21 protein-coding genes are annotated in these 22,104 nt (G+C 68.3%); 8 read left to right on the plus strand and 13 right to left on the minus strand.

The window, feature by feature from the left end; all coding sequences use genetic code 11:
* The first annotated feature begins 109 nt into the window (after positions 1 to 109).
* Both ACKY0X_RS13370 and ACKY0X_RS13375 read left to right on the plus strand, forming a co-directional pair.
* Positions 110 to 1,075: a sigma-70 family RNA polymerase sigma factor gene (locus tag ACKY0X_RS13370; protein WP_036458705.1), complete on the plus strand. Its 966-nt coding sequence runs from the start codon at positions 110 to 112 to the stop codon at positions 1,073 to 1,075.
* A 149-nt stretch (positions 1,076 to 1,224) separates the two neighbouring features.
* Complete coding sequence (locus ACKY0X_RS13375) at positions 1,225 to 1,917, plus strand: metal-dependent transcriptional regulator (protein WP_409426417.1); 693 nt, start codon at positions 1,225 to 1,227, stop codon at positions 1,915 to 1,917.
* A gap of 249 nt (positions 1,918 to 2,166) precedes the next feature.
* Here the strand turns inward: ACKY0X_RS13375 and ACKY0X_RS13380 are convergent, their stop codons facing one another.
* Entirely contained in the window at positions 2,167 to 3,222 is a 1,056-nt protein-coding gene (locus ACKY0X_RS13380; RefSeq protein ID WP_409426418.1) for a DUF4192 domain-containing protein, read from the minus strand.
* Positions 3,223 to 3,363: 141 nt separating this feature from the next.
* Here ACKY0X_RS13380 and sthA point away from each other — a divergent pair, with 141 nt between their 5' ends.
* Positions 3,364 to 4,779 carry a Si-specific NAD(P)(+) transhydrogenase gene (gene sthA, locus ACKY0X_RS13385; RefSeq protein WP_409426419.1) on the plus strand — a complete coding sequence of 472 codons (1,416 nt, stop codon included), beginning with the start codon at positions 3,364 to 3,366 and terminating at the stop codon, positions 4,777 to 4,779.
* 175 nt (positions 4,780 to 4,954) lie between these two features.
* The gene (locus tag ACKY0X_RS13390; protein ID WP_409429627.1) at positions 4,955 to 5,932 is read left to right on the plus strand and encodes a proteasome assembly chaperone family protein; all 978 of its coding nucleotides are present in this window, start codon (positions 4,955 to 4,957) and stop codon (positions 5,930 to 5,932) included.
* Positions 5,933 to 5,940: 8 nt separating this feature from the next.
* On the opposite strand, the gene ACKY0X_RS13395 is transcribed toward ACKY0X_RS13390, so the two are convergent.
* The 3 genes from ACKY0X_RS13395 to ACKY0X_RS13405 all read right to left on the minus strand — a co-directional run bounded on the left by ACKY0X_RS13395 (position 5,941) and on the right by ACKY0X_RS13405 (position 7,572).
* Entirely contained in the window at positions 5,941 to 6,426 is a 486-nt protein-coding gene (locus tag ACKY0X_RS13395) for a peroxynitrite isomerase (protein ID WP_409426420.1), read from the minus strand.
* Between the two features lie 35 nt (positions 6,427 to 6,461).
* Positions 6,462 to 6,926, minus strand: coding sequence for a transcriptional regulator NrdR (gene nrdR, locus ACKY0X_RS13400; RefSeq protein WP_046285677.1), 465 nt, complete (start codon positions 6,924 to 6,926; stop codon positions 6,462 to 6,464).
* A gap of 145 nt (positions 6,927 to 7,071) precedes the next feature.
* Positions 7,072 to 7,572 (minus strand): LysM peptidoglycan-binding domain-containing protein, encoded by a 501-nt coding sequence (locus tag ACKY0X_RS13405; protein ID WP_409426421.1) that lies wholly within the window; start codon positions 7,570 to 7,572, stop codon positions 7,072 to 7,074.
* A gap of 213 nt (positions 7,573 to 7,785) precedes the next feature.
* On the opposite strand from ACKY0X_RS13405, the gene lexA reads away from it, so the two are divergent.
* Together lexA and ACKY0X_RS13415 are read left to right on the plus strand one after the other, a co-directional pair.
* Positions 7,786 to 8,472: a transcriptional repressor LexA gene (lexA, locus tag ACKY0X_RS13410; protein WP_046285678.1), complete on the plus strand. Its 687-nt coding sequence runs from the start codon at positions 7,786 to 7,788 to the stop codon at positions 8,470 to 8,472.
* Between the two features lie 2 nt (positions 8,473 to 8,474).
* Complete coding sequence (locus ACKY0X_RS13415; RefSeq protein WP_409426422.1) at positions 8,475 to 8,927, plus strand: nuclear transport factor 2 family protein; 453 nt, start codon at positions 8,475 to 8,477, stop codon at positions 8,925 to 8,927.
* On the opposite strand, the gene ACKY0X_RS13420 is transcribed toward ACKY0X_RS13415, so the two are convergent.
* The 9 genes from ACKY0X_RS13420 to ACKY0X_RS13460 form a co-directional block, all read right to left on the minus strand.
* Positions 8,928 to 10,895, minus strand: a complete 1,968-nt coding sequence (locus ACKY0X_RS13420) for an LGFP repeat-containing protein (RefSeq protein WP_409429628.1) — start codon at positions 10,893 to 10,895, stop codon at positions 8,928 to 8,930. It abuts the gene before it with no gap.
* A 279-nt stretch (positions 10,896 to 11,174) separates the two neighbouring features.
* A complete protein-coding gene (locus ACKY0X_RS13425) occupies positions 11,175 to 12,335 on the minus strand; it encodes an acyl-CoA dehydrogenase family protein (protein WP_409426423.1) in 1,161 nt (386 codons plus the stop codon).
* Between the two features lie 81 nt (positions 12,336 to 12,416).
* Positions 12,417 to 13,790 carry a DEAD/DEAH box helicase gene (locus ACKY0X_RS13430; protein WP_409426424.1) on the minus strand — a complete coding sequence of 458 codons (1,374 nt, stop codon included), beginning with the start codon at positions 13,788 to 13,790 and terminating at the stop codon, positions 12,417 to 12,419.
* Between the two features lie 212 nt (positions 13,791 to 14,002).
* A complete protein-coding gene (gene hflX, locus ACKY0X_RS13435) occupies positions 14,003 to 15,436 on the minus strand; it encodes a GTPase HflX (RefSeq protein WP_409426425.1) in 1,434 nt (477 codons plus the stop codon).
* Positions 15,433 to 16,311 (minus strand): diaminopimelate epimerase, encoded by an 879-nt coding sequence (gene dapF / locus ACKY0X_RS13440; RefSeq protein ID WP_409426426.1) that lies wholly within the window; start codon positions 16,309 to 16,311, stop codon positions 15,433 to 15,435. Before dapF ends, hflX begins: the two co-directional genes overlap by 4 nt.
* Positions 16,312 to 16,315: 4 nt before the next feature.
* Complete coding sequence (gene miaA, locus ACKY0X_RS13445; protein WP_409426427.1) at positions 16,316 to 17,221, minus strand: tRNA (adenosine(37)-N6)-dimethylallyltransferase MiaA; 906 nt, start codon at positions 17,219 to 17,221, stop codon at positions 16,316 to 16,318.
* A complete protein-coding gene (locus ACKY0X_RS13450) occupies positions 17,218 to 17,886 on the minus strand; it encodes a hypothetical protein (protein WP_409426428.1) in 669 nt (222 codons plus the stop codon). The genes miaA and ACKY0X_RS13450 overlap by 4 nt, the downstream gene beginning before the upstream one ends.
* A 10-nt stretch (positions 17,887 to 17,896) precedes the next feature.
* Positions 17,897 to 18,814 (minus strand): DMT family transporter, encoded by a 918-nt coding sequence (locus ACKY0X_RS13455; RefSeq protein ID WP_409426429.1) that lies wholly within the window; start codon positions 18,812 to 18,814, stop codon positions 17,897 to 17,899.
* 10 nt (positions 18,815 to 18,824) lie between these two features.
* On the minus strand, positions 18,825 to 19,772 hold the full coding sequence (locus ACKY0X_RS13460) for a DMT family transporter (protein WP_409426430.1): 948 nt from the start codon (positions 19,770 to 19,772) through the stop codon (positions 18,825 to 18,827).
* 417 nt (positions 19,773 to 20,189) lie between these two features.
* Here ACKY0X_RS13460 and ACKY0X_RS13465 point away from each other — a divergent pair, with 417 nt between their 5' ends.
* On the plus strand, positions 20,190 to 21,533 hold the full coding sequence (locus ACKY0X_RS13465) for a DUF349 domain-containing protein (RefSeq protein WP_409426431.1): 1,344 nt from the start codon (positions 20,190 to 20,192) through the stop codon (positions 21,531 to 21,533).
* Between the two features lie 80 nt (positions 21,534 to 21,613).
* Positions 21,614 to 22,069 carry an SRPBCC family protein gene (locus ACKY0X_RS13470; protein WP_409426432.1) on the plus strand — a complete coding sequence of 152 codons (456 nt, stop codon included), beginning with the start codon at positions 21,614 to 21,616 and terminating at the stop codon, positions 22,067 to 22,069.
* The last annotated feature ends 35 nt before the right edge of the window (positions 22,070 to 22,104 follow it).

A 22,104-nucleotide genomic window follows, 5' to 3' on the forward strand; every position in this document is an offset into this window, starting at 1 on the left:
CCGTATTTCCGCACGTCAAGTGGTGTGGAAAAGCGATCGGCCGGGAACTCTGCACGCGTGTCGGGCGTTGACACGTGTGACAGCAGAAGCCGATGAACGGGAGGCCGCAATGGCAAAGGCAGATGCCACCACCAGTCGGATCGACGGCGATCTGGACGCGCAGAGCCCAGCCGCAGACCTGGTGCGGGTGTACCTCAACGGGATCGGCAAGACAGCATTGCTCAATGCCGCCGATGAGGTCGAGCTCGCCAAACGGATCGAGGCCGGACTGTACGCCCAGCACCTGCTCGACACCCGCAAGCGTTTTGGCGAGAAGCGCAAGCGCGAGCTCGCCGCGGTGGTACGAGACGGCGAAGCCGCCCGCCGGCACCTGCTGGAAGCCAACCTGCGCCTGGTGGTCTCACTGGCCAAGCGCTACACCGGCCGGGGCATGCCACTTCTGGACCTGATCCAGGAAGGCAACCTGGGGTTGATCCGCGCCATGGAGAAGTTCGACTACGCAAAGGGTTTCAAGTTCTCCACTTACGCGACCTGGTGGATCCGCCAGGCCATCACCCGCGGGATGGCGGATCAGAGCCGCACCATCCGGCTGCCGGTCCACTTGGTGGAGCAGGTCAACAAGCTGGCCCGGATCAAGCGGGAAATGCACCAGCAGCTGGGCCGCGAGGCCACCGATGAGGAGCTCGCCGCCGAGTCGGGCATTCCAGCGGAGAAGATCAACGACCTACTCGAGCACAGCCGCGACCCGGTCAGCCTCGACATGCCGGTCGGCTCCGACGAGGAGGCTCCACTGGGCGACTTCATCGAGGACTCCGAGGCGATGTCGGCGGAGAACGCGGTGATCTCCGAGCTGCTGCACACCGACATCCGCAGTGTGCTGGCCACCCTCGACGAACGCGAGCACCAGGTGATCCGGCTGCGGTTCGGCCTCGACGACGGCCAGCCCCGCACGCTGGACCAGATCGGCAAGCTGTTCGGGCTGTCGCGCGAGCGGGTCCGCCAGATCGAGCGCGAGGTGATGGCCAAGCTGCGCCACGGCGAGCGCGCCGACCGCCTGCGCTCGTACGCCAGCTGACACCGGCCTCGGGCCGCCTGTCCCCCGCTCCGGCGGGCCGCCGATCTCGGTGGCCCGCCGGACGTGGTTTGTCACCGAAGCGCCGGACGTCGCTCGCTAACCGTCTCCTTGGCTGCCGAAGTAGACTCGGCTGCGACGGAAGGTGCCGAATGAATGACCTGGTTGATACCACCGAGATGTACCTCAGGACGATCTACGACCTTGAGGAAGAGGGTGTCACCCCGCTGCGTGCGCGGATAGCCGAGCGACTGGAGCAAAGTGGTCCCACCGTCAGCCAGACGGTGTCCCGGATGGAGCGCGACGGCTTGCTCAGAGTGGCCGGCGACCGCCACCTCGAACTGACCGAGAAAGGCCGCACCCTGGCCGTGTCGGTGATGCGCAAGCACCGGCTGGCTGAACGCCTGCTCGTCGACATCATCGGGTTGCCGCTCGAAGAGGTGCACGCCGAGGCCTGCCGCTGGGAACACGTGATGAGCGAGGACGTCGAGCGACGCCTGGTTCAGGTACTCGACAACCCGACCACGTCGCCGTTCGGCAACCCCATCCCCGGCCTTCCGGACCTCGGCTTCGGCGCGGACTCCGTCGGTTGGGATTCCGACCTGGTGCGGCTGACCGAGTTGCCGGCCGGTTCCCCGGTGGCGGTGGTGGTGCGTCAGCTCACCGAGCACGTCCAGGGCGACATCGACCTGATCACCCGGCTCAAGGAGGCCGGTGTGGTGCCCAACGCACGGGTGACCGTGCAGGCCGATGGCGACGACGGCGTGACTATCGTGATCCCCGGCCACACCGATGTCGGCCTGCCTTACGAGATGGCACATGCCGTGAAGGTCCAGAAGGTCTGAGCGCCCGCGAGTCAGCTGGGCTCATACGGCGGTCCCAGCTTCGCCTCTCCTCCGTCGAACCTCGCAGAACCGCCGGGCTCATGCGGCGGTCCCAGCTTCGCCTCTCCTCCGTCGAACCTCGCTGAACCGCCGGGCTCATGCGGCGGTCCCAGCTTCGCCTCTCCCCCGTCGAACCTCGCTGAACCGCCGGGCTCATGCGGCGGTCCCAGCTTCGCCTCTCCCCCGTCGAACCTCGCAGAACCGCCGGCCTCAGCCGGCTTGCTGACCGAACCCCTGCCGCTGCGGCAGCTGCACCCCGATCTGCTGGGCCAGCCGATAACCGGTGTCCGCCAATCCGCGGATGCGTTCGGGCCGCAGCCCCGACTGCAAAGCGGTGTCGAGCAGGCCCGCCATCCGATGCCCTGGCTTGCCACGCAGGGCGGCTTCCAGTGATACCCCGGCCAGCGGGCCATCGCCACGTGCGTAGGCGCTGAACGCCAGCAGGACCAATGCCTCGACCCGCCACGGCTCGGGCAAGGCCCGGGCCAACGCCGACCAGAGCCGCTCGGCTTCATCTGCGCGCTCGCCGATTGCCAACGCGCACAGGGTGTCCCGGACAAGCACGTCGGTGAGCGGGCAGCCGAGCCGGGCCAGCTCCGCAGCGGTGGGTTCTTGGCCGCCCGCCAGCGCGACGACGGCGCCCAGCACCTGTTCGACGTCGCGGCGGGCCCGATCCCGGGCATCGCCCTCCCCCGCCGTCCACTGCGCCGCACAGTCGTCGATCGCCGCGGCCACTTCGGCACAGCGGCCTGCGTCATCGGGGGTGATGACCGCCTGCAGATCTGCTCGCCGCGCGTACAGCCGCCTGCCCTCCAGCACCGCGGCGGCTGCCAGCGGCGACGCCTCCGGGTCGTCGACCGGGCCTCCGACGCCGCACCCGTCGACGCAGTGCCACCGCCCACCGTGGGCCACCTGGTCCACGACGTGCGCGCCGAGCAGCACGATGTGGTGGCCCGACAACTCCTCGTCCAACACGGTGATCAGCCGGCGGTGCTGGTCGTTGCAGACCGGGCAGCGCGCTCCCGCAGCGTCGACGATCACCGCGATGACCGCGGCCGGGGCAGCGGCCGCGGCGACGTCGGCGAGCCGGCCCACCGTGTCCACGAGTGTGTCGGACAGATCGACCCGCAGCACCGAGCCCAGTTCGCCCCCGTCGAGCGCCACCAGGATCAGGGATTTCTCGGGCACGAAGCCGAGGATGGCCGGCAGCGCAGCGATGAGGGCTCCGGGCCGATTCAGCGTGAATTCCGGTTGCTTGGTTGTCATGGGAGCAACGGTGACGACCGTCACCGTCATCGAGGGCGCACCGGCTCCGCGCAGGCCCTCGCTTTGTGGATAGACCCGCAACTGTGCATCGATGCGCCTTCGAGATGCAGGACGAGCCGAAAGCGCGTAAGTGTCTGTGTCATGGATTCAAAGAGGGAATACGACGTCATCGTGATCGGTTCGGGCCCAGGCGGACAGAAGGCCGCCATTGCGTCGGCCAAACTCGGCAAATCTGTTGCCCTGGTCGAACGCGGTCGCATGATCGGTGGGGTCTGTGTCAACACCGGCACCATTCCGTCGAAGACCCTGCGCGAGGCCGTGATCTATCTGACCGGGATGAATCAGCGCGACCTGTACGGCGCCAGCTACCGGGTGAAGGACAAGATCACCCCCACCGATCTGCTCGCACGCACCCAGCATGTGATCGGCAGAGAAGTGGAGGTGGTGCGTAATCAACTGATGCGCAACCGAGTCGACCTGTTGGTCGGCCACGGCCGTTTCATCGATCCCCACACAATCCTCATCGAAGGACAGAACGGCAACGAGACGACAACCGTCACAGCCGAGTACGTCGTCATCGCCACCGGGACAGAACCCGTTCGGCCGCCGGGAGTCACATTCGATGAGAAGCGCGTCCTCGACTCCGACGGGATCCTCGATCTGAAGTTCATTCCGGCCTCGATGGTGGTCGTCGGCGCCGGTGTGATCGGCATCGAATACGCCTCGATGTTCGCCGCGCTGGGCACCCGGGTAACGGTGGTGGAGAAACGAGATTCGATGCTCGAGTTCTGCGACCCGGAGGTCGTCGAAGCGCTGCGTTTTCACTTGCGCGACCTGGCCGTCACCTTCCGGTTCGGCGAAGAGGTGACCGCCGTCGACGTCAGCTCCAGCGGCACCGTCACCACGTTGGCCAGCGGCAAGCAGATTCCCGCCGAGACGGTGATGTACTCGGCCGGCCGCCAAGGCCACACCGCCCACCTCGACTTGGCCAACGCCGGCCTGGCCACCGACGAGCGGGGCCGCATCGTCGTCGACGATATGTTCCAGACCGCGGTCGAGCACATCTACGCCGTCGGTGATGTGATCGGTTTCCCGGCGCTGGCGGCGACGTCGATGGAACAGGGCCGACTGGCCGCTTACCACGCGTTCGGCGAGCCGACCGATGGGATCACCGACCTGCAGCCGATCGGGATCTATTCGATCCCGGAGGTCTCCTATGTGGGGGCGACTGAATTGGAACTGACCCGCAGCGCGATCCCCTACGAGGTAGGCGTGGCCCGGTATCGGGAGCTGGCCCGCGGCCAGATCGCCGGAGACTCCTACGGCATGCTGAAGCTGCTGGTGTCCACCACCGACCTGAGGCTGCTCGGCGTGCACATCTTCGGCACCAACGCGACCGAGATGGTGCACATCGGCCAGGCCGTCATGGGCTGCGGCGGCACGGTGGAATACCTAGTGGACGCGGTGTTCAACTACCCGACGTTCTCCGAGGCATACAAGAACGCCGCATTGGACGTGATGAATAAAATGCGGGCCCTACAGCAATTCCGCAGCTGAGGCGCCGCCGGAAACATTTTCCTCGCTCAGCGAACGCCCACGGCGCCGCGGAATTCCGACGGTGCCCCCGTACGTTGTGCAGCAGACGCGCGCACCGTTTTCGGCGCGCGGCCCCCGGTGGGGGAAAATGGACGGTGCGATCCATTGCGATCTGCACAACGAGGAGGCGAAGGCGATGGCCGACTACCCGGACAACGGTCCCGACCGGGACCGGCACTATCAGGTCGAGCAGAGCGGCATGTACGAGCTGGAGGTGCCGGCGCCGCAGCTGATGTCGGCGGACGGCGAGGGACCGGTCCTGATCCACGCGCTCGAGGGCTTCTCCGACGCCGGCCACGCGATCCGGCTGGCCGCCAAGCACCTCAAGAGCAACCTGGACAGTGAGTTGGTGGCGTCGTTCGCGATCGATGACCTGCTCGACTACCGCTCGCGGCGGCCGCTGATGACGTTCAAGGCCGACCACTTCACCCACTACACCGAACCCGAGCTGAGCCTGCACGCGCTGCGGGACAGTGCGGGCACGCCGTTTCTGCTGTTGGCGGGCATGGAGCCCGACCTGAAGTGGGAGCGGTTCATCACCGCGGTGCGACTGTTGGCCGAGCAGCTCGGGGTGCGCCGGACCATCGGCTTGGGCACCATCCCGATGGCCGTCCCCCACACACGGCCGGTGACGCTGACCGCACATTCCAACAATCGCGACCTGATCAGCGAATTCACCCCGTGGATCACCGAGGTTCAGGTTCCCGGCAGCGCATCCAACCTGCTGGAGTACCGGATGGCTCAGCACGGCCATGAGGTCGTCGGCTTCACGGTGCATGTGCCGCACTACGTGGCCCAGACCGACTACCCCGAGGCAGCCGAGGCGCTGCTCAAGCAGGCCGCGCAGACCGGCGCGCTGGAACTGCCGCTGAGCGACCTCCGTGACGCCGCGGCCGAGATCCGTTCCAAGATCGACCAGCAGGTCGAAGCGAGCGCCGAAGTGGCCCAAGTGGTCACGGCCCTGGAACGCCAGTACGACGCATTCGTCACCGCCCAGGAGAATCGCTCGTTGCTGTCCCGCGACGAAGAGCTGCCCAGCGCCGACGAGCTCGGTGCCGAGTTCGAGCGTTTCCTGGCGCAGGAGGCGAAGAAGAACCTCGACGGCGACGACTGAGGTCCGGGCTACTCGGTCCGACGAAGCGTGGCGGTGAGGTGGTTCTGCGCGGGCTGGCCGACTGCGCCCATGTCCAGCGTGTACGACAACTCATCGCCGTCGAGGCGATAGTGGCGGCCCAGGACGGTCACTTCTTTGGCCGTCGGCGCCAGCCCGATCGTCGGCGCGGACATCTGTAGGTCCACGCCGTTGGCTGTGACCGTGTAGCTGCCTACCTCGATCTCGGTGATACCGCTGGGATGCGCCAGCACCCACTCGATCTGACCGGGTTGCGGCACCCGCAGGTAGCCGGTCTCGGCATGCAGGGGCAGGCCATCGGCGGGCGACTTGGTCTTCTGGCTGTACACCAGGAACGGCTTGCCGACGTGTGAGAACACCACCTCTTCGAGGTAGTCGAATGACGCGATCGTGGGATACACCCCGGATCCCTGGCCCGACCAGGTGCCCAACAGCGGGGCCAACTCCACAAGGTTCGGATGCAACTCGGGTGCCATGGCGCCAGCGTAGTGCGCGGTGACGCCCGCACGGCTCAACTGGTGCTGGGCATCTCGCGGTGTTCGCGCAGGGCCTCGATCTCCCGCTCGAAGTCGGCGGCCGAGGAAAAGGATCGGTACACCGAGGCGAATCGCAGGTAGGCGACTTCGTCGAGTTCACGCAGCGGACCCAGGATTGCCAGGCCCACCTCGTGGCTGGGAATCTCCGGCGAACCTGCCGCTCGCACAGCGTCTTCCACCTGCTGAGCCAGCAGATTCAGCGCATCGTCATCGACCTGGCGGCCCTGGCAGGCCCGGCGCACGCCGCGCATGACCTTCTCCCGGCTGAACGGCTCGGTGACGCCACTGCGTTTGACCACGGCCAACACCGCGGTTTCCACCGTGGAGAATCGGCGACCGCATTCCGGACAGGACCGACGGCGCCGAATGGCCTGGCCTTCATCGGCTTCGCGGGAATCCACCACCCGGGAGTCTGGATGGCGACAAAACGGGCAGTGCATTGCCGCTCCTTCGCCGTGCCGGGAACCCGCACCCTCAGACAGCTGGGGCACCGTGGGCCATTGGGACAACTGCGAGCGTACCTGCGCGGGTTCCCGGCGGCGCTGCGCAGTCGCCGCGAGCGGCGACCGAAGCGACACGGCGACCTCAGCCCAGCGGAGCGATCAGCGTCTGGCCGGCGTCCAGGGCCACCGACTCCAGGCTGTTGAGCTCGCGGATGCGCTCGATGACCTGTCCGGCCGGCGCGTCCGGTGCGACGCGGGCCGCCAGGTGCGCCAGGCTCTCGCCGCTCTGGACGCGCACCACGCCGAGCTGGTCGGGCACCGCGGAGGCACCGCCGGCTGCTGCCGCGCCGAACTGGGCGATCAGCCCGAGCCACACAGTGATACCGGCGGCGACCAGAGCCAGCACGACGGTGGTCGCCGGGGTGATGGCCTTGACGGGCTGCGGCCGGTGCGGCGCACGGGACATCAGCACCCCGGAACCGCGGTGCCGTAGCGGGGCGCCGCCGGGCCGCGGCCGGACCAGCCGCGCCGGCTGGGTGCGGATCGGGTATGCGCGGCCCGAGGTCCGAGGACCGCGATGCAGCTGGGCCCGCTCGTTGCGGGTCTGCTCGAACGTCGGGGCGATCGTCTCGATGAGCATCATGTGCGGTTCTCCCTCACTCGGCGTCGGCGACCCTGTTCGCTCGACTGTTCGAATACTAATCGATTGTATGTTCGATGTCCGAACACGTGATCGAATCGTTGTCGAAAACATTAGCGAAGGGGTCCGACAAGTCGTCGACGCTTTCGAACGCCCGCGCGACACACCTCGAACACATGTTTGATTAATCGCAGCTATGCGACTAGATTCGCCCCCATGAGTGACAGCAGCAGTAACCCGGCGGGCCCGGACTCAGCGCTGACCGCGCGGCAGCGCACGATCCTGAACGTCATCCGCGCTTCGGTGAACGAGCGGGGTTACCCGCCGAGCATCCGCGAGATCGGCGATGCCGTCGGGCTGACCTCGACCTCCTCGGTTGCTCATCAGCTGCGCACGCTCGAACGCAAGGGCTATCTGCGCCGTGACCCCAACCGGCCCCGCGCGGTCGACGTCCGCGGCCAGGACGACATCACCGGCGCCGTCGAGGCCGCGCAACGCACCGAGTTCGCCGGTTCGGATGCGCTGCCCGAGCCCGCTTTCATTCCAGTTCTGGGCCGGATCGCGGCCGGCGGGCCGATCCTGGCCGAGGAAGCCGTCGAGGATGTCTTCCCGCTCCCCCGCGAGCTGGTCGGTGAAGGTGAGCTGTTCTTGCTCAAGGTGGTCGGCGAATCGATGGTGGACGCCGCGATCTGCGACGGCGACTGGGTTGTGGTGCGCCAGCAGAACGTCGCCGACAACGGCGACATCGTGGCCGCAATGATCGATGGCGAGGCAACCGTCAAGACGTTCAAACGCACCGGCGGTCAGGTCTGGCTGATGCCGCACAACCCCATTTTCGATCCCATACCCGGCAACGATGCGGTGGTGCTGGGCAAAGTCGTCACCGTCATCCGCAAGGTCTGATCATGTTCGCGCCGTGCCCACCGTTCGATGCGGAGTCGGCGCGACAGAAGGTCCAAGCCGCCGAGGACGCCTGGAACACCCGGGATCCCGCACGTGTGGTGCTGGCCTACACAGAAGACTCGGTGTGGCGCAACCGGGACGAGTTCCTCACCGGGCGCGCGGAGATCGAAGCATTTTTGCGGCGCAAGTGGGCCGCCGAACGTGACTACGCACTACGCAAAGAGCTGTGGTGCTACCAGGACAACCGGATCGCGGTGCGCTATCAGTACGAATGCTGCGACGCCGACGGCCAGTGGTGGCGCAGCTACGGCAACGAGCTGTGGGAGTTCGCCGCCGACGGCCGAATGAGCCGCCGCGAATCCAGCATCAACGACATCCCGATCACCGCGGCGCAGCGGCGCCTCTTCGGCCCGCGCCCGCAGCGCGAACGCGACCTGCCGCTGCCGCTGCGGTGATCAGCCGGCCCTGGTGAAGCCGTTGAGCCGCGCGGCATCCTCGGTGGCGAACCAGATCTCGGCGAGGGTGTCGTCATACAGCGCGTTCTGCGGGGTGTAGTAGAGCCCCGAGCCGATGTTCGCCTTGATCGGGTAGCCGTTCGGCTGCTGATACGGGTCGTCCAGCGGCAGGTGCATCACCGGGTGTACCGATTCGTCGATACCGAAGTTGCGCGGTTCGCCACCACCGCCGAAGGTGCGGGTGTCCGTGCCACCGCCGAACCTACGGGGCTCTGCGACAGCGCCGAACCCCCGTGGGTCCGCCCCGCCACCGCCGTGCCCCACGGCATGCCGACCGGTGCCGAAATCTTCTTCGGTCACCACCCGGGTGGGGGCGGTGTCGGTGTCGTCATCGTCGTCGACCTCCGCCTCGCTTTCGTGCTCGCCGTAGTGCAGCCACGGCGCATCCGGAATCGAGGAGACGGGCAGTTCGGGCTCGGACGCGTACGGCGCGGCGGAGGCGCCGTAGCGACTCGGAAGCCGGACGGTGCCCTCGTGCTCGCGGTGATCGTCGCGGTGGTCGTCGCGCCGGTCTTGGTGGGCCCACTGCTCGTCATCGTCGTCGTAGTCGTCGGCGACCGGGGCCGGCACTGCAACCGGCGAGCCCGGCAGCACAGCGGCCGGCCGACGCCGCTGCCACCACATCGCAGCCCCGGCGAGGGCGCCCAACACTGCCAGCACTACAACCGGGATCAGCACCCACATCCAGTTCCAGTGCGTTTCCTTGGCTGCGCCAGTCGCTGTCGACTTGCTCCCGTCGGGCAGGTTCGTCCCGGGAATCTGCAGGCCCGACAGCGCTTGCGCCAGCTCGGCCGGTTCGCTGCTGTAGGTGTTGTTCGCCTGGTTCCAGGCGATCGATCCGCCGGTGAACTTCTGCGACACCACGTCACCTTCGACGGTCTGGTCCCCCACCGGGGCGCCCAGCTTTCCGGAAGCTCCGTCGAGCTTGTCCCAGGCAGACTTCATCGCGCCGCGCACCACGAAGGCGCCGTTGTCGGGGCTGAAGAAGATCACCGGCTCGTCGTCGGCGGCGAACGAATTGAACTTGCTGCCCGAGATCGCTCCGTCAACCGTGCCGGTGATCGGGAAACCCAGGTCGCTACCGGCCGGACCGCCCAGCGACTCGTACTTGGCCAGCACGTCGCCTAGGACGGCATTGGCTCCGGTGACCGGGCTGAAATAGACCTTGCCGTGGGCGAAGTCCTGACCCACGCCGCCGTTGTCACCGACGGGGTACTGATCGCCCTGCTTGGCCCCAAGTGCGCCGGCGGGCCCGCCGGCGCTGCGCCAGGCCTGATCGATGGCCGCGGTCGCGTCGACCTGGGCCTGCACATCCGCCAGCTGCGCCGCCAGCTCCGGCGGAACCGTGGTGAACGTCCTGGTCGCGCTGTCGAAGGACAGTGTTCCGGCGCTGAACTTCTGGGTGACGACGGCGCCATCGTAGCTCTCGTCCTCGACCGGGACCCCGAGCGCCCCGGTCGAGCTGCCCAGCTTGTCCCAGCCGGCGTTGATGGGTCCGCGCACCACGTGCGCGCCGTGCTCGGGCGTCCAGAAAATCACCGGGTTGTCGGCGCCGGACAGGATGGCCACCCGGCTGTCGGGAACCAGGCCGGGCACCTCATCGCTGCTGGGGAAGCCGAGGCCGTTGTCGGCCGCACCGCCCAGTGCCTCGTACTTGTCCAGGATCGCGCCGTAGAGCGCCTTGGCTCCGGTCTCCGGGGTGAAGAAGATGGTGCCACCGGCGAAGTCCTGGGCGAATCCGACACCGGCCGGATGCACGTCCCCCTTGGGGGCACCCAGCGGCGACCCGTCGCCACCAGCCGCTTGCCATGCCGCCGTGATGGCGTCGTGGGCATCGCTGTCGGGCGTCGCCGCAGCGGTCTGCACCGACAAGAGCACGGTGACCGTCGCCGCCAGGCCGAGCGCCATGCGCACCGCCGTCTTGCCGAACCGATCTTTCCGACTAGTCACCAGCCCTCCCAGGCATCTTTATCGACGTTATCGACGCAAATGTTTCCGGCATAGACTTTCCCGCAATCGGCCCGAGTTTCGAAGCCAAGTCATCGATATTGCGGAAACAGATACCCAGCCGATGCTGAAACGATGCAAAAGCCGCTGCCCTGAACGGAACGAGGGGCGCTACCAAACATGCAGGTAGCGCCCCTGGCAGCGCCCGGTTGGGCGCCAACTCGTTCCCGATTGCCTCGGCTAGACGCCGAGGCTGCGGCCGATGATCTCTTTCATGATCTCGGTCGTGCCGCCGTAAATGGTCTGAACACGGGCATCCAGATAAGCCCGCGCGACCGGGTATTCGCGCATGTAGCCGTATCCACCGTGCAGCTGCAGGCAGCGGTCGATCAGGTGCACCTGCTTCTCGGTCGAATACCACTTGGCCATCGCGGCCTGCTCGACGGTCAGCTTCTTGTCCAGGTGCAGCTTCACGAACTCGTCGACCATCATCCGCACCACGGTGGCCTCGGTGGCCAGCTCGGCCAGCAGGAACCGGCTGTTCTGGAAACTGCCGATCGGCTTGCCGAACGCCTTGCGCTCCTTGGTGTACTGGATCGTCTGCTCCAGTACCGCCTCCATCGCCCCGGCCGCCATGATCGCGATCGAGATCCGCTCCTGCGGCAGGTTCTGCATCAGGTAGATGAAGCCCTTGCCCTCCTCGCCGAGCAGGTTCTCCACCGGGACGTGCACGTCGGTGAAGGACAGCTCGGCGGTGTCCTGGGCATCCAAACCGATCTTGTCCAGGTGGCGGCCGCGCTCGAAGCCCTCCATGCCGCGCTCCACGACCAGCAGCGAGAAGCCCTGCGCGCCCTTGTCGGGGTCGGTCTGGGCGACGACGATCACCAGGTCGGAGTGGATGCCGTTGGTGATGAACGTCTTGGAGCCGTTGAGCACATAGTGGTCACCGTGCTTGACCGCGCGGGTCTTGATGCCCTGCAGGTCGCTGCCGGTGCCCGGCTCGGTCATGGCGATCGCGGTGATCAGCTCACCGGTGCAGAACTTCGGCAGCCAGCGCTGCTTCTGCTCCTCGTTGCACAGCTCCAGCAGATACGGCGCGCAGACGTCGTTGTGCAGGCTGAAACCCAACCCGCTGTAGCGGCCCGCGGTGACTTCCTCGGTGATGATCGTGTTGTAGCGGAAGTCCGGGTTGCCGCCGCCGCCGTACTCCTCGGGCACTGCCATGCCCAAGAAACCCTGTTTGCCGGCCTCGAGCCACACCGAGCGGTCGACGATCTTGGCCTTCTCCCACTCCTCCTGGTAGGGCGCGGCGTGGCGGTCCAGGAAGGCGCGGAACGACTCCCGGAACAGGTCGTGTTCGGCCTCGAACAGGGTTCGCTGGTACTTGATTGCGGCACTCATTGCCTGACCTCCGGTCGACTGATCTTTCCGACGAGAATAGACCAACCGGATGGTTGGGCGACGCGGTGGTGGGTGTCAGCGCTAGCGCGCTACCCCACCTTGCCGACGCGATGCGGCGCCTCCGCGCTGCCGACGCCGGCCGTCGGCCTGCGCAGCCGGCTGCGCGGCGCCGCCGCTGCCGCCACGACGGCGCCGCGGGCGACCGGACTGGCCCGGCGAAGTCTGGCCCGGCGACGCCTTGGCGCGTGCCGGCGGGGCGACCTTGGGGGCCACCGGAACGGGCGCCCGCAACGGCGCCACCTCCCCCACCAACTCGAGCACCGAAGCGGAATCGGCTGCCACCTGCTGCGGGGCGACGCTGATTCCCGCGCGGCGCAGCAGCACCTGGGTCTCTCTGCGCTGCTCGGGCAGAACGACGGTGACGACGTCGCCGGCGCTGCCGGCCCGTGCCGTGCGCCCGGAACGGTGCAGGTAAGCCTTGTGCTCGGCGGGCGGGTCCACATGGACCACCAATTCGACCTCGTCGACGTGCACACCGCGGGCGGCGATATCGGTGGCCACCAGAACCCGAACGTCCCCATCGGCGAACGCCGCGAGATTGCGTTCGCGGGCCGGTTGCGACAGGTTGCCGTGCAGGTCGACCGACGGCACGCCGGACTCGGTGAGCTGGCGGGCCAGTTTCCGGGCCTGATGCTTGGTCCGCAGGAACAGGATTCGCCGCCCGGTGCCCGACGCCAGCAGCTGGACGAGGTCCTTCTTGTCCTGCAGGCCGGACACGTGGAACACGTGATGGGTCATCGCCGGAGGAGGCGCGTCGAGTTCATCGACGGAGTGCGACACCGGGTTCCGCAGGAAACGCCGAACCAACTTGTCGACCCCGTTGTCCAGCGTCGCCGAAAACAGCAGTCGCTGACCGGTTTCGGCGGTCGCGGTCAGAATGCGGGTGACTCCGGGCAGGAAGCCGAGGTCGGCCATGTGGTCGGCTTCGTCCAGCACGCTGACACGTACGGCGTCCAGCGTGATCAGCCGCTGCTTCATCAGGTCCTCGAGCCGGCCCGGGCAGGCCACCACGATGTCGGCGCCCGCGTTGAGCGCGGCCACCTGACGGTTCTGCGAGACACCACCGAAGATGGTGGTGACCTTCAGCCCACTGGCGGCCGCCAACGGTTCCAGCGTCGCGGCGATCTGGGTGGCCAGCTCCCGGGTGGGTGCCAGCACCAGCCCGGTCGGCCGGGCGGGGCGGCGCTTCTCACCGGCCAACCGAGCTACCAGCGGCAGCGAGAAGGCCAGCGTCTTGCCACTGCCGGTCTTGCCGCGGCCCAGCACATCACGGCCGGCCAGACTGTCCGGCAGGGTCGCGACCTGAATGGGGAAGGGAGCAGCAATACCGCGATCGGCGAGCACACCGACAAGTACGGCGGGCACGCCGAGGTCGGCGAATGAATTGGTGGTCATGACATGCCTTTCCGGCATCGGCTGTGCCGCAGCGGCCGTCAAGGCGGACCGATCTGTCTGCAACACAGAGTTGGCGAGATTGCCTGTTGGCAATAGCGATCGCCGCGAGAAGAGCTTCACACGCCAGCTGAATCGGCATCAGGGGCCGGACGGCGGTGAGTAAGCGTTCCACGACGCGTGAGCACCAGCCTATAGCACCGGTGCGGCAATGCCTAAAAGGCGGCGAATTCCCGCAGACTGGCTGCCAATGCCGCGGGAACCCGCGCGCGGATGCGGGTGCCGCCCTCGCCGTGCTCGGCCTGCTGCACCCGACCGTGCTCATGCACTCGTGCCACCAAATCGCCACGACCATAAGGGATGACGACATCGACTGCGGTGTCGACCGGAGCCACCAACTGCGCCATCCGTTGGCGCAACGCGTCAATGCCTTCTCCGGTGTGCGCCGAGACGAAAACCGCTTCAGGTAAGGCGCGTCGCAACTGGGCCAAGGCGAGATCGCCGGCAGCGTCAATCTTGTTGACCACCAATAATTCCGGAGCGCGCTGACCACTCGGCCCGGAATCGTGTTCGGCAATGACTTCCGAGATCACCTCGCGCACCGCGGTGATCTGCGCCAGTGGCGCCGGATCGGAGCCGTCGACCACATGCACCAGCAGATCGGCGTCGGCGACTTCCTCCAGCGTAGAACGGAACGCCTCCACCAACTGGGTGGGCAGATGCCGCACGAAACCGACTGTGTCGGTCAACACAAAGGGTCGGGCCATTCTTGTTCCAGGGTCGAACTCACCACGGCGCGTGGTGGGTTCCAACGTGGCGAACAACGCATCCTGGACCAACACCCCGGCGCCAGTCAGGGCGTTGAGCAGGCTGGACTTGCCGGCGTTGGTGTAGCCGACGATCGCCACCGAAGGGACGTCGCTGTGCCGGCGGCGGCTGCGCTGGGTGTCGCGCACCTGCTTCATCGCCTTGATTTCGCGGCGCAGCTTGGACATCCGTTCCCGGATCCGCCGCCGGTCGGTCTCGATCTTGGTCTCACCGGGACCGCGGGTTCCCACCCCACCGCCGGCGCCGCCGGCCCGCCCACCGGCCTGCCGTGACATCGACTCACCCCAGCCGCGCAGCCGCGGCAGCATGTACTGCATCTGCGCGAGCGCCACCTGCGCCTTGCCCTCGGCGCTGGTGGCGTGCTGGGCGAAGATGTCGAGGATCAGCGCGGTGCGGTCAATCACCTTGACCTTGACCGCTTTTTCCAGCGCGTTCAACTGCGCCGGGGACAGCTCGCCATCGCAGATGACGGTGTCGGCGCCGGTCGCCAGCACCATCTCCCGCAACTCTTGGGCCTTGCCCGAACCGATGTAGGTGGACGGATCGGGCCGGTCACGACGCTGGATCAGACCCTCGAGCACTTCCGAGCCGGCGGTTTCGGCCAGTGCCGCAAGCTCCACCATGCTGGCGTCGGCCTCGGCAGAAGTGCCCTCGGTCCACACCCCGACCAGCACCACCCGTTCCAGGCGCAGTTGGCGGTATTCGACCTCGGAGATGTCGGCGAGTTCGGTGGACAGGCCGGCAACACGGCGCAGCGCTGCGCGGTCATCGAGGTTCAGCTCACCGGTGCTCGGCTGCGGCCTCGAGTCGGGATAGCTCACTGCGCCGCCCACCACCGGGGTGCGATGTCGCCACGGGCCACCAGTTCCGACGGGCCGCGCAAGTAGCTGCCGGCCTCGGTGACGGTGACGCTGACCTGTCCGCCGGGGATGTCGACCCGCAGCGTGCCGGTCGAGGCGCCGGTGTGCGCCAAGGCCGCCACGACGGCGGCCACCGTGCCGGTGCCGCACGAGCGGGTCTCGCCGACACCGCGCTCATGCACCCGCATCGCTACCGCCCCGTCCCGCGGAGCGGTCAGAATCTCCACGTTCACCCCGTTCGGGAACTGGGCGGTGTCGAACGTCACCGGCGCACCGACATCAAGGGCGGCCAGATCGGCCTCAGACAATCCCGGATCCACACAGGCCAGGTGCGGGTTGCCGACGTCGACGCCCAGGCCCGCGAAGCGCTGCCCCCCGACCAGGGCCTCGAATCCCGGTCCGGAGCTCCCGAGCAGGTTCGGCTTGCCCATGTCGACGGTGACCTCGGCGTGCACGTCGTCGGCGTGGTGCACGATCACCGGTCGCGGCCCGGCCAGTGAGCCGACGACGAACTCGTCGGCCGATTCCAGGCCCGCGGCGCGCAGATAGTGCGCGAACACCCGGACTCCGTTGCCGCACATCTCGGCCACCGAGCCGTCGGCGTTGCGGTAGTCCATGAACCAGTCGCCGGGCGCGACTCCCTCGGGCAGCTGCTCGAGCACCCCGGCGCTCGCCGCCGCCCCGGCGGTGGTCACCCGCAACAGACCGTCGGCGCCCAGGCCGCGGCGGCGGTCGCACAGCGCGGCTACCGCGGCCGGGGTCAGCTCCAGTGCCGCGTCCAGGTCCGGCAGCAGCACGAAGTCGTTCTGGGTGCCGTGCCCCTTGGCGAAAAGCATGTGCTCAGGATACGTGCCGCACCGCGGCCAGTGCCGCGTCGAGCAGACCGTCGCCGGCGGCATCGAGCCATTGGGTGCGATGGTCGCGGCGGAACCAGGATCGCTGCCGGCGCACGTAGCGGCGGGTGCCGATGAACGTCGGTTCCTGTGCGCCGGCACCGTCGCCTCCGGCATCGAGGTCGGCGATCACCTGGGCGTAGCCCAGCGCTCGGGCGGCGGTGACCCCGTCCCGCAACCCCGATTGCAGCAGTCCCTGAACTTCGGCGACCAGCCCCTGGGCAAACATCGTGTTGGTGCGGACAGCCAGTCGCTCATCGAGAATTGCTGTGTCGCAGTCCAATCCGAGGATCACGGTATCCCAGCGCGGCGCTCCGATGGTGGGCGCAGAGGCGGCGAACGGTTGCCCGGTCAGTTCCACCACTTCCAGGGCCCGCACAATCCGCCTGCCGTCGGTGGGCAGGATCGCCGCGGCTGCAGCAGGGTCGGCGCCGGCCAGTTCGGCGTGCATGGCGGCAACCCCGACCTCGGCCAACCGCTGTTCGTAGCGGGCCCGCACCACCGGGTCGGTGGCCGGAAACGCCCAGTCGTCGAGCAGCGCCTGCAGGTAGAGCATCGACCCGCCCACGATGATCGGCACCGCGCCGCGACCCATGATCGCCTCGACGTCCGCCGCCGCGGCCTGCTGATAGCGCGCCACCGTCGCGGTCTGTACGACATCGAGCACGTCGAGTTGGTGATGCGGAATGCCGCCACGCTCGCCCGGCGGCAGCTTGGCGGTGCCGATGTCCATGCCACGGTAGAGCTGCATGGCATCGGCGTTCACGATCTCGCCGCCCAACCGCGCGGCCAGGTCCAGCGCCAGTTGTGATTTGCCCGTCCCGGTGGGCCCGACAACCGCGATCGGCCTCACGGCCGCCAGACCCCCACGAAGTAACCGACTCCGTACGGGGCGTCGCGGTAGAGCTGTGTGACGCCGCGCGGTCCGGTCCCGATTAGCCCGGCCAGGGCCGCGAACCCCGCCCGGCCGACGACCTGCGGGGGCAGGCCGGTCAGTGCGGCGACGTCGCCGCCGGCCAGCGCATCGTCGAGGGCGCGCTGGCACTCGACGTCGTCCGGCTGGTGTCCGCCCGGGGCGGTCGGGCTCAAGGTGTTGGCGCCGTCGGCAACCAGCAACACCCCGGTGAGCTCGCCGCCTTCGTCGATCGCGGCGCGCACCTGCCTGCCGGCGGCCAACGCCGCTTCCGGGTCGGCGCAGCAGTGCACCACCACCTCGGCACCCGGTGCGGCCTGACCGCGCACCCAGCCGGCGACCAACGCGGTCAACGGCAGATCGACGGGTTGCTGGGCCGCCGGTGACAGCCGCACCGCGACATCGGCGCCGAATCCGGCGAAAGTGCCGGTGCTCTCAGCCCCGTACACCGCATTCGGCCCGGCCCCGAGGACCACCCAGCGCGCCGGCAGCGCCCGGGTCGCGGTCAGCACGGCGGCCCGCAATTCGGCGGCTTCGGCGGCGGTGCCGGCCAGCTCGGGCACCAACACCGGCGCCGACGGCATGATTGCTATCGGTCCCAGCACGGCACCCAAGCTAGCTGGTGGTTGGCGCCGCCACCGGCTCGGCCAGGTCGGCGCCGGCATCGGCGACGATGGTGGCGGCCTCGCCGCGGGCCAGCGCCGCGGTGGCGATCACGATCAGCACCACCCCGATGATCACCGCGACATCCTCTGTCCCGCCGGCCTGAATGGTCTCGTTGAGCAGCAGTACGCCCAGCGCACTGGCCACCAGCGGTTTGGCCACGGTCATCGTCGGCATGGACGCAGTCAGCGCACCCGCGCGAAACGCCGACTGCTGAAAGATCATCCCGGCCAGCGTCGCCACCAGCCACGGCACCAGGGCGGGTGCCCGCAGCACCGCGCCGATGCCGTCGGCTTTGAGCACCTCGACCAGAACCTTCGTCAGCAAGGCGAACACCGCCAGCGAGGTACCGGCCACCACCGCCAGCAGTACCGCGGCCGCGGGCCGACCCTTGTAGATCCGCGCGGCCAGCACGCAGCCCACCAGCACCGCCGCCAGCACCGTCGACACGATGATCCAGGTGGCCGCCGGCGCGTGTTGTTTACCTTCGGTCGGATCCCCCACCACGACCACCACCGCCAGCGCCGCGGCCAGCAGGATCGCCCACATCCACTCCCAGTTGCTCACCCGGCGGTGCGTCAGCCAGGCATACATCGGCAGCGCGAACAGCAGCGCGGTCACCTGCAAGCCGGTCACCAGCATCACCGAGCCGACCGCCAGCGCCACCGCCTGCAAGGCGTAGTTGGCCACCGCCGCTGCACCGCCGCCCCACCACCGCGGGTCGCGCAGCGACAGCCAGAACAGCTCCAGGTGGCCTACCTGCTGGTCTGTGATCTCCTGGGCCGACCGCTGTCGGATCACGTCGCCGATCGCGGACGCCAGTGCGGCGCACAGCGCGAGCAACGCCGCTAGGAAATTCCCTGTCGACATGGCCCCCTCCTCAATCGGGCAACGATACCCGTTGTTCACCTTCCGGCCCGGGAGCGAGGCCATCGGCGCCGCTGCTGAGCTGGATGGCGGCGGCCCGCTCGCCTGCGGTGGCCGCCTGATCCCGCGAGAGCGCCGCGACCGCGGCGACCAGCGTCGCCACCGCCAGCACCAGGGTGAACGCCGCGTCGCGGCCAGGGTTGAGGACCTCGCCGAGCAGGACCATGCCCAGCGTCGCGGCCACGATGGGTTCGAGCACCGTGATCGTGGGCAGCGAGGCCGTCAGGGCGCCGGCCCTAAATGACGACTGCTGATACACCGCGCCGGTGAGCGCGACCGCTGCCCACGCATACAGCTCCGGTGCGGTGAACATTGCGCGCGGACCGTGGCCGATCAGATCGACCACGCCCTTGGTCAACACCGCGAAAATGCCCCACGAAATGGCGGACACCGCCGCCAGCAATACGGCCGCCGCCGGCCGGCCCGCGTAGGCCCGCGCCCCGATCAGGCACAGCAACACCGTCGGCGCCAGCACCGCGACCACCCAGACCCAGGCCTCCAGCGAGGCCCTCGCCTGCCCGGCGGTGGGATGGCCGACGGTGATGATGATGGTCTCGGCGGCGACCAGCAACGCCGACCATAACCACACCGAACGCCGCAGGCGGTGACCGGATTGGCGGGCTCCCAGCGGCAAGGCGAACAGCAGTGACGTGACCAGTAACGACTCCACCAGCAGCACCGACCCGAGGCCGAGAGCCACGGCCTGCAGGCTCAGCGCCACCAGGCCCGACGCCGTGCCCACCCACCACTGCCGATCGGTCAACAGCCGGGCGAACAGTGCGGCGGCCCCGATCCCCTGGTCACCGAACCGGTGGGCACTGCGCTGCTGAATCACGTCGCTGATCGCGCTGAACAGCGCCGCACCGAGCGCAAACAGCACGGCGATGGTCTCTTTCGCCAATGCCGGCCTCCTACAGGTCTGCGGTGCCGCGGTAACTCCGGTGGCGATCGGACAGGCTACCGCCCGGGTCTCGAACCGGCCCCAGCTTCGGCTCTCCTGCGTCGAACCTCGCTGAACCGCCGTGCCTATGCGGCAGTCCCAGCTTCGGCTCTCCTGCGTCGAACCTCGCTGAACCGCCGGGCTTATGCGGCAGTCCCAGCTTCGGCTCTCCTGCGTCGAACCTCGCTGAACCGCCGGGCTTATGCGGCAGTCCCAGCTTCGGCTCTCCTGCGTCGAACCTCGCTGAACCGCCGAGTTGACGGCACAGCGTGGCGGGTAACTGCTTGAATACTCTTGAATGCTTCTAGGCAGATCGAAGGCGCCGCGGTGCGCGGCAGATGCGCGGGTTATCCCGCGAAGGGTTAGGTGACGACAGCGATGACCACTGACAGCGGTTCGTCCGCCCCCACCCCACGGCCGGGGCCCCGTCCCGGTCCCAGGCCTGGTGCCCACGTGGGGCCCAAGCCGGGTGCCCGGCCTGCCCCGGCCGTTATCGGGCCGCCCACCGGTGACCCGCACCGATTCGGGCGGGTCGACGACGACGGCACGGTGTGGCTGGTCACGCCGGCCGGCGAGCGACAGATCGGCTCCTGGCAGGCCGGTGACCGCGAAGCCGCGTTCGCCCACTTCGGCCGCCGCTATGACGACCTGAGCACCGAGGTGACCCTGCTCGAGGAGCGGTTGTCGTCCGGCAGCGGCGACGCCCGCAAAATCAAGGCATCCGCGGCGGCGCTGGCCGAGCAGTTGCCGACGGCCAGCGTCCTCGGGGACATCGAGGCGCTGGCAGCGAGGATCGCGGCGGTCACCGAGCACGCCGACAGCGTCGCCGCAGCCGGCCGTGCTCAGCGCGATGAGCAGCGGGCGGCCGCGACCGCACGCAAGGAGGCGCTGGCCGCCGAAGCCGAGGAGTTGGCCGCGACGTCGACGCAGTGGAAGGCCACCGGCGACCGGCTGCGCGCCATTCTCGACGAATGGCGCACCATCACCGGCCTGGACCGCAAGGTCGACGACGCGTTGTGGAAGCGCTACGCCGCGGCCCGCGACGGCTTCAACCGGCGGCGCGGCTCGCACTTCGCCGACCTCGACCGCGGGCGAGCCGGGGCGCGCGAGGAGAAGGAACGGCTGTGCAAGCGGGCCGAGGAGCTGTCGGGGTCCACCGACTGGGCCTCCACCAGTGCCGCGTTCCGCCAGCTGTTGGCCACCTGGAAGACGACCGGGCGGGCCTCCAAGGATGTCGATGAGGCGTTGTGGCAGCGGTTCAAGGCCGCCCAGGACACGTTCTTCTCCGCCCGGAATGCCGCGAACGCCGAACGCGACGCCGAACTGGAGGCCAATGCCACCGCCAAGGAGGCCTTGCTGGTCGAGGCGGAGCGGATCGACCCGACCAACCAGAACGCCGCGCGCGCCGCGCTGCGCTCGATCGTCAACAAGTGGGATGCCCTGGGCAAGGCGCCCCGAGAGCGTTCGGCGGAGTTGGAACGGCGACTGCGGGCGGTGGAGAAGAAGGTGCGCGACGCCGGTGCCGCCGCCGAGGCGGCCGTGGTGGATCCCGAAGCTGAAGCCCGGGCAGCCCAATTCCGCACTCGCGCCGAACAGTTCGAACGTCAGGCACTCAAGGCCCAGGCCGCGGGCCGCGACAAGGAGGCCGCCGAGGCCACCGCCAACGCCGAGCAGTGGCGGCAATGGGCCCAGGCCGCCGAACAGGCGCTCAACCGGCGCTGACGACCGGCCGATGTTTGAGCATCGGCACCGCCGGGCTACCACCCCCCGTGAGGCAACAACCAACTCACTGGAGGTGACACATGAGCAATATCACCGCGGCACTCGACGTCAAGCGCCCGATCCGGATGGTCTACAACCAATGGACCCAGTTCGAGTCGTTCCCGAAATTCATGGAGGGCGTCGAACAGGTACAGCAACGCGATGCCACCCACCTGCACTGGAAGATCAAGGTGGGCCCCGCGTCGCGTGAGTTCGACGCGACCATCACCGAGCAACACCCGGAAGAACGGGTGGCGTGGCGTTCAGACACCGGCCCAAACCACGGCGGTGTGGTCACGTTCCACAAGATCGACGACGGCACTACCCGAGTGACCACGCAGATGGACATCGACCCCGATGGTGTTCTGGAAAACGTCGCCGACAAGCTCAACATCCTCGACCACCGGGTCCATGCGGATCTCAAGCGGTTCAAGGACTTCATCGAGAACCAGCCCACCGAAACCGGCGCCTGGCGAGGAGACGTGCCGCGACGATGATCGACCCGGCCAGGAAGCGGCGAAGGCCGCGCCGC

The sequence above is a fragment of the Mycobacterium sp. SMC-11 genome, from assembly GCF_046250095.1.
Lineage (GTDB): Bacteria > Actinomycetota > Actinomycetes > Mycobacteriales > Mycobacteriaceae > Mycobacterium > Mycobacterium heraklionense_A.

What these genes read in the sequence shown, in the direction of transcription:
- ACKY0X_RS13465 (WP_409426431.1), top strand. Translation starts at nt 20,190, where the DNA reads ATGACCACTGACAGCGGTTCGTCCGCCCCCACCCCACGGCCGGGGCCC.
- ACKY0X_RS13455 (WP_409426429.1), bottom strand. Translation starts at nt 18,814, where the DNA reads ATGTCGACAGGGAATTTCCTAGCGGCGTTGCTCGCGCTGTGCGCCGCA.
- ACKY0X_RS13420 (WP_409429628.1), bottom strand. Translation starts at nt 10,895, where the DNA reads ATGGCGCTCGGCCTGGCGGCGACGGTCACCGTGCTCTTGTCGGTGCAG.
- ACKY0X_RS13415 (WP_409426422.1), top strand. Translation starts at nt 8,475, where the DNA reads ATGTTCGCGCCGTGCCCACCGTTCGATGCGGAGTCGGCGCGACAGAAG.
- nrdR (WP_046285677.1), bottom strand. Translation starts at nt 6,926, where the DNA reads ATGCACTGCCCGTTTTGTCGCCATCCAGACTCCCGGGTGGTGGATTCC.
- dapF (WP_409426426.1), bottom strand. Translation starts at nt 16,311, where the DNA reads ATGCTTTTCGCCAAGGGGCACGGCACCCAGAACGACTTCGTGCTGCTG.
- ACKY0X_RS13470 (WP_409426432.1), top strand. Translation starts at nt 21,614, where the DNA reads ATGAGCAATATCACCGCGGCACTCGACGTCAAGCGCCCGATCCGGATG.
- ACKY0X_RS13405 (WP_409426421.1), bottom strand. Translation starts at nt 7,572, where the DNA reads ATGATGCTCATCGAGACGATCGCCCCGACGTTCGAGCAGACCCGCAAC.
- ACKY0X_RS13375 (WP_409426417.1), top strand. Translation starts at nt 1,225, where the DNA reads ATGAATGACCTGGTTGATACCACCGAGATGTACCTCAGGACGATCTAC.
- ACKY0X_RS13390 (WP_409429627.1), top strand. Translation starts at nt 4,955, where the DNA reads ATGGCCGACTACCCGGACAACGGTCCCGACCGGGACCGGCACTATCAG.
- ACKY0X_RS13425 (WP_409426423.1), bottom strand. Translation starts at nt 12,335, where the DNA reads ATGAGTGCCGCAATCAAGTACCAGCGAACCCTGTTCGAGGCCGAACAC.
- ACKY0X_RS13380 (WP_409426418.1), bottom strand. Translation starts at nt 3,222, where the DNA reads ATGACAACCAAGCAACCGGAATTCACGCTGAATCGGCCCGGAGCCCTC.
- ACKY0X_RS13430 (WP_409426424.1), bottom strand. Translation starts at nt 13,790, where the DNA reads ATGACCACCAATTCATTCGCCGACCTCGGCGTGCCCGCCGTACTTGTC.
- sthA (WP_409426419.1), top strand. Translation starts at nt 3,364, where the DNA reads ATGGATTCAAAGAGGGAATACGACGTCATCGTGATCGGTTCGGGCCCA.
- ACKY0X_RS13370 (WP_036458705.1), top strand. Translation starts at nt 110, where the DNA reads ATGGCAAAGGCAGATGCCACCACCAGTCGGATCGACGGCGATCTGGAC.
- ACKY0X_RS13395 (WP_409426420.1), bottom strand. Translation starts at nt 6,426, where the DNA reads ATGGCACCCGAGTTGCATCCGAACCTTGTGGAGTTGGCCCCGCTGTTG.
- lexA (WP_046285678.1), top strand. Translation starts at nt 7,786, where the DNA reads ATGAGTGACAGCAGCAGTAACCCGGCGGGCCCGGACTCAGCGCTGACC.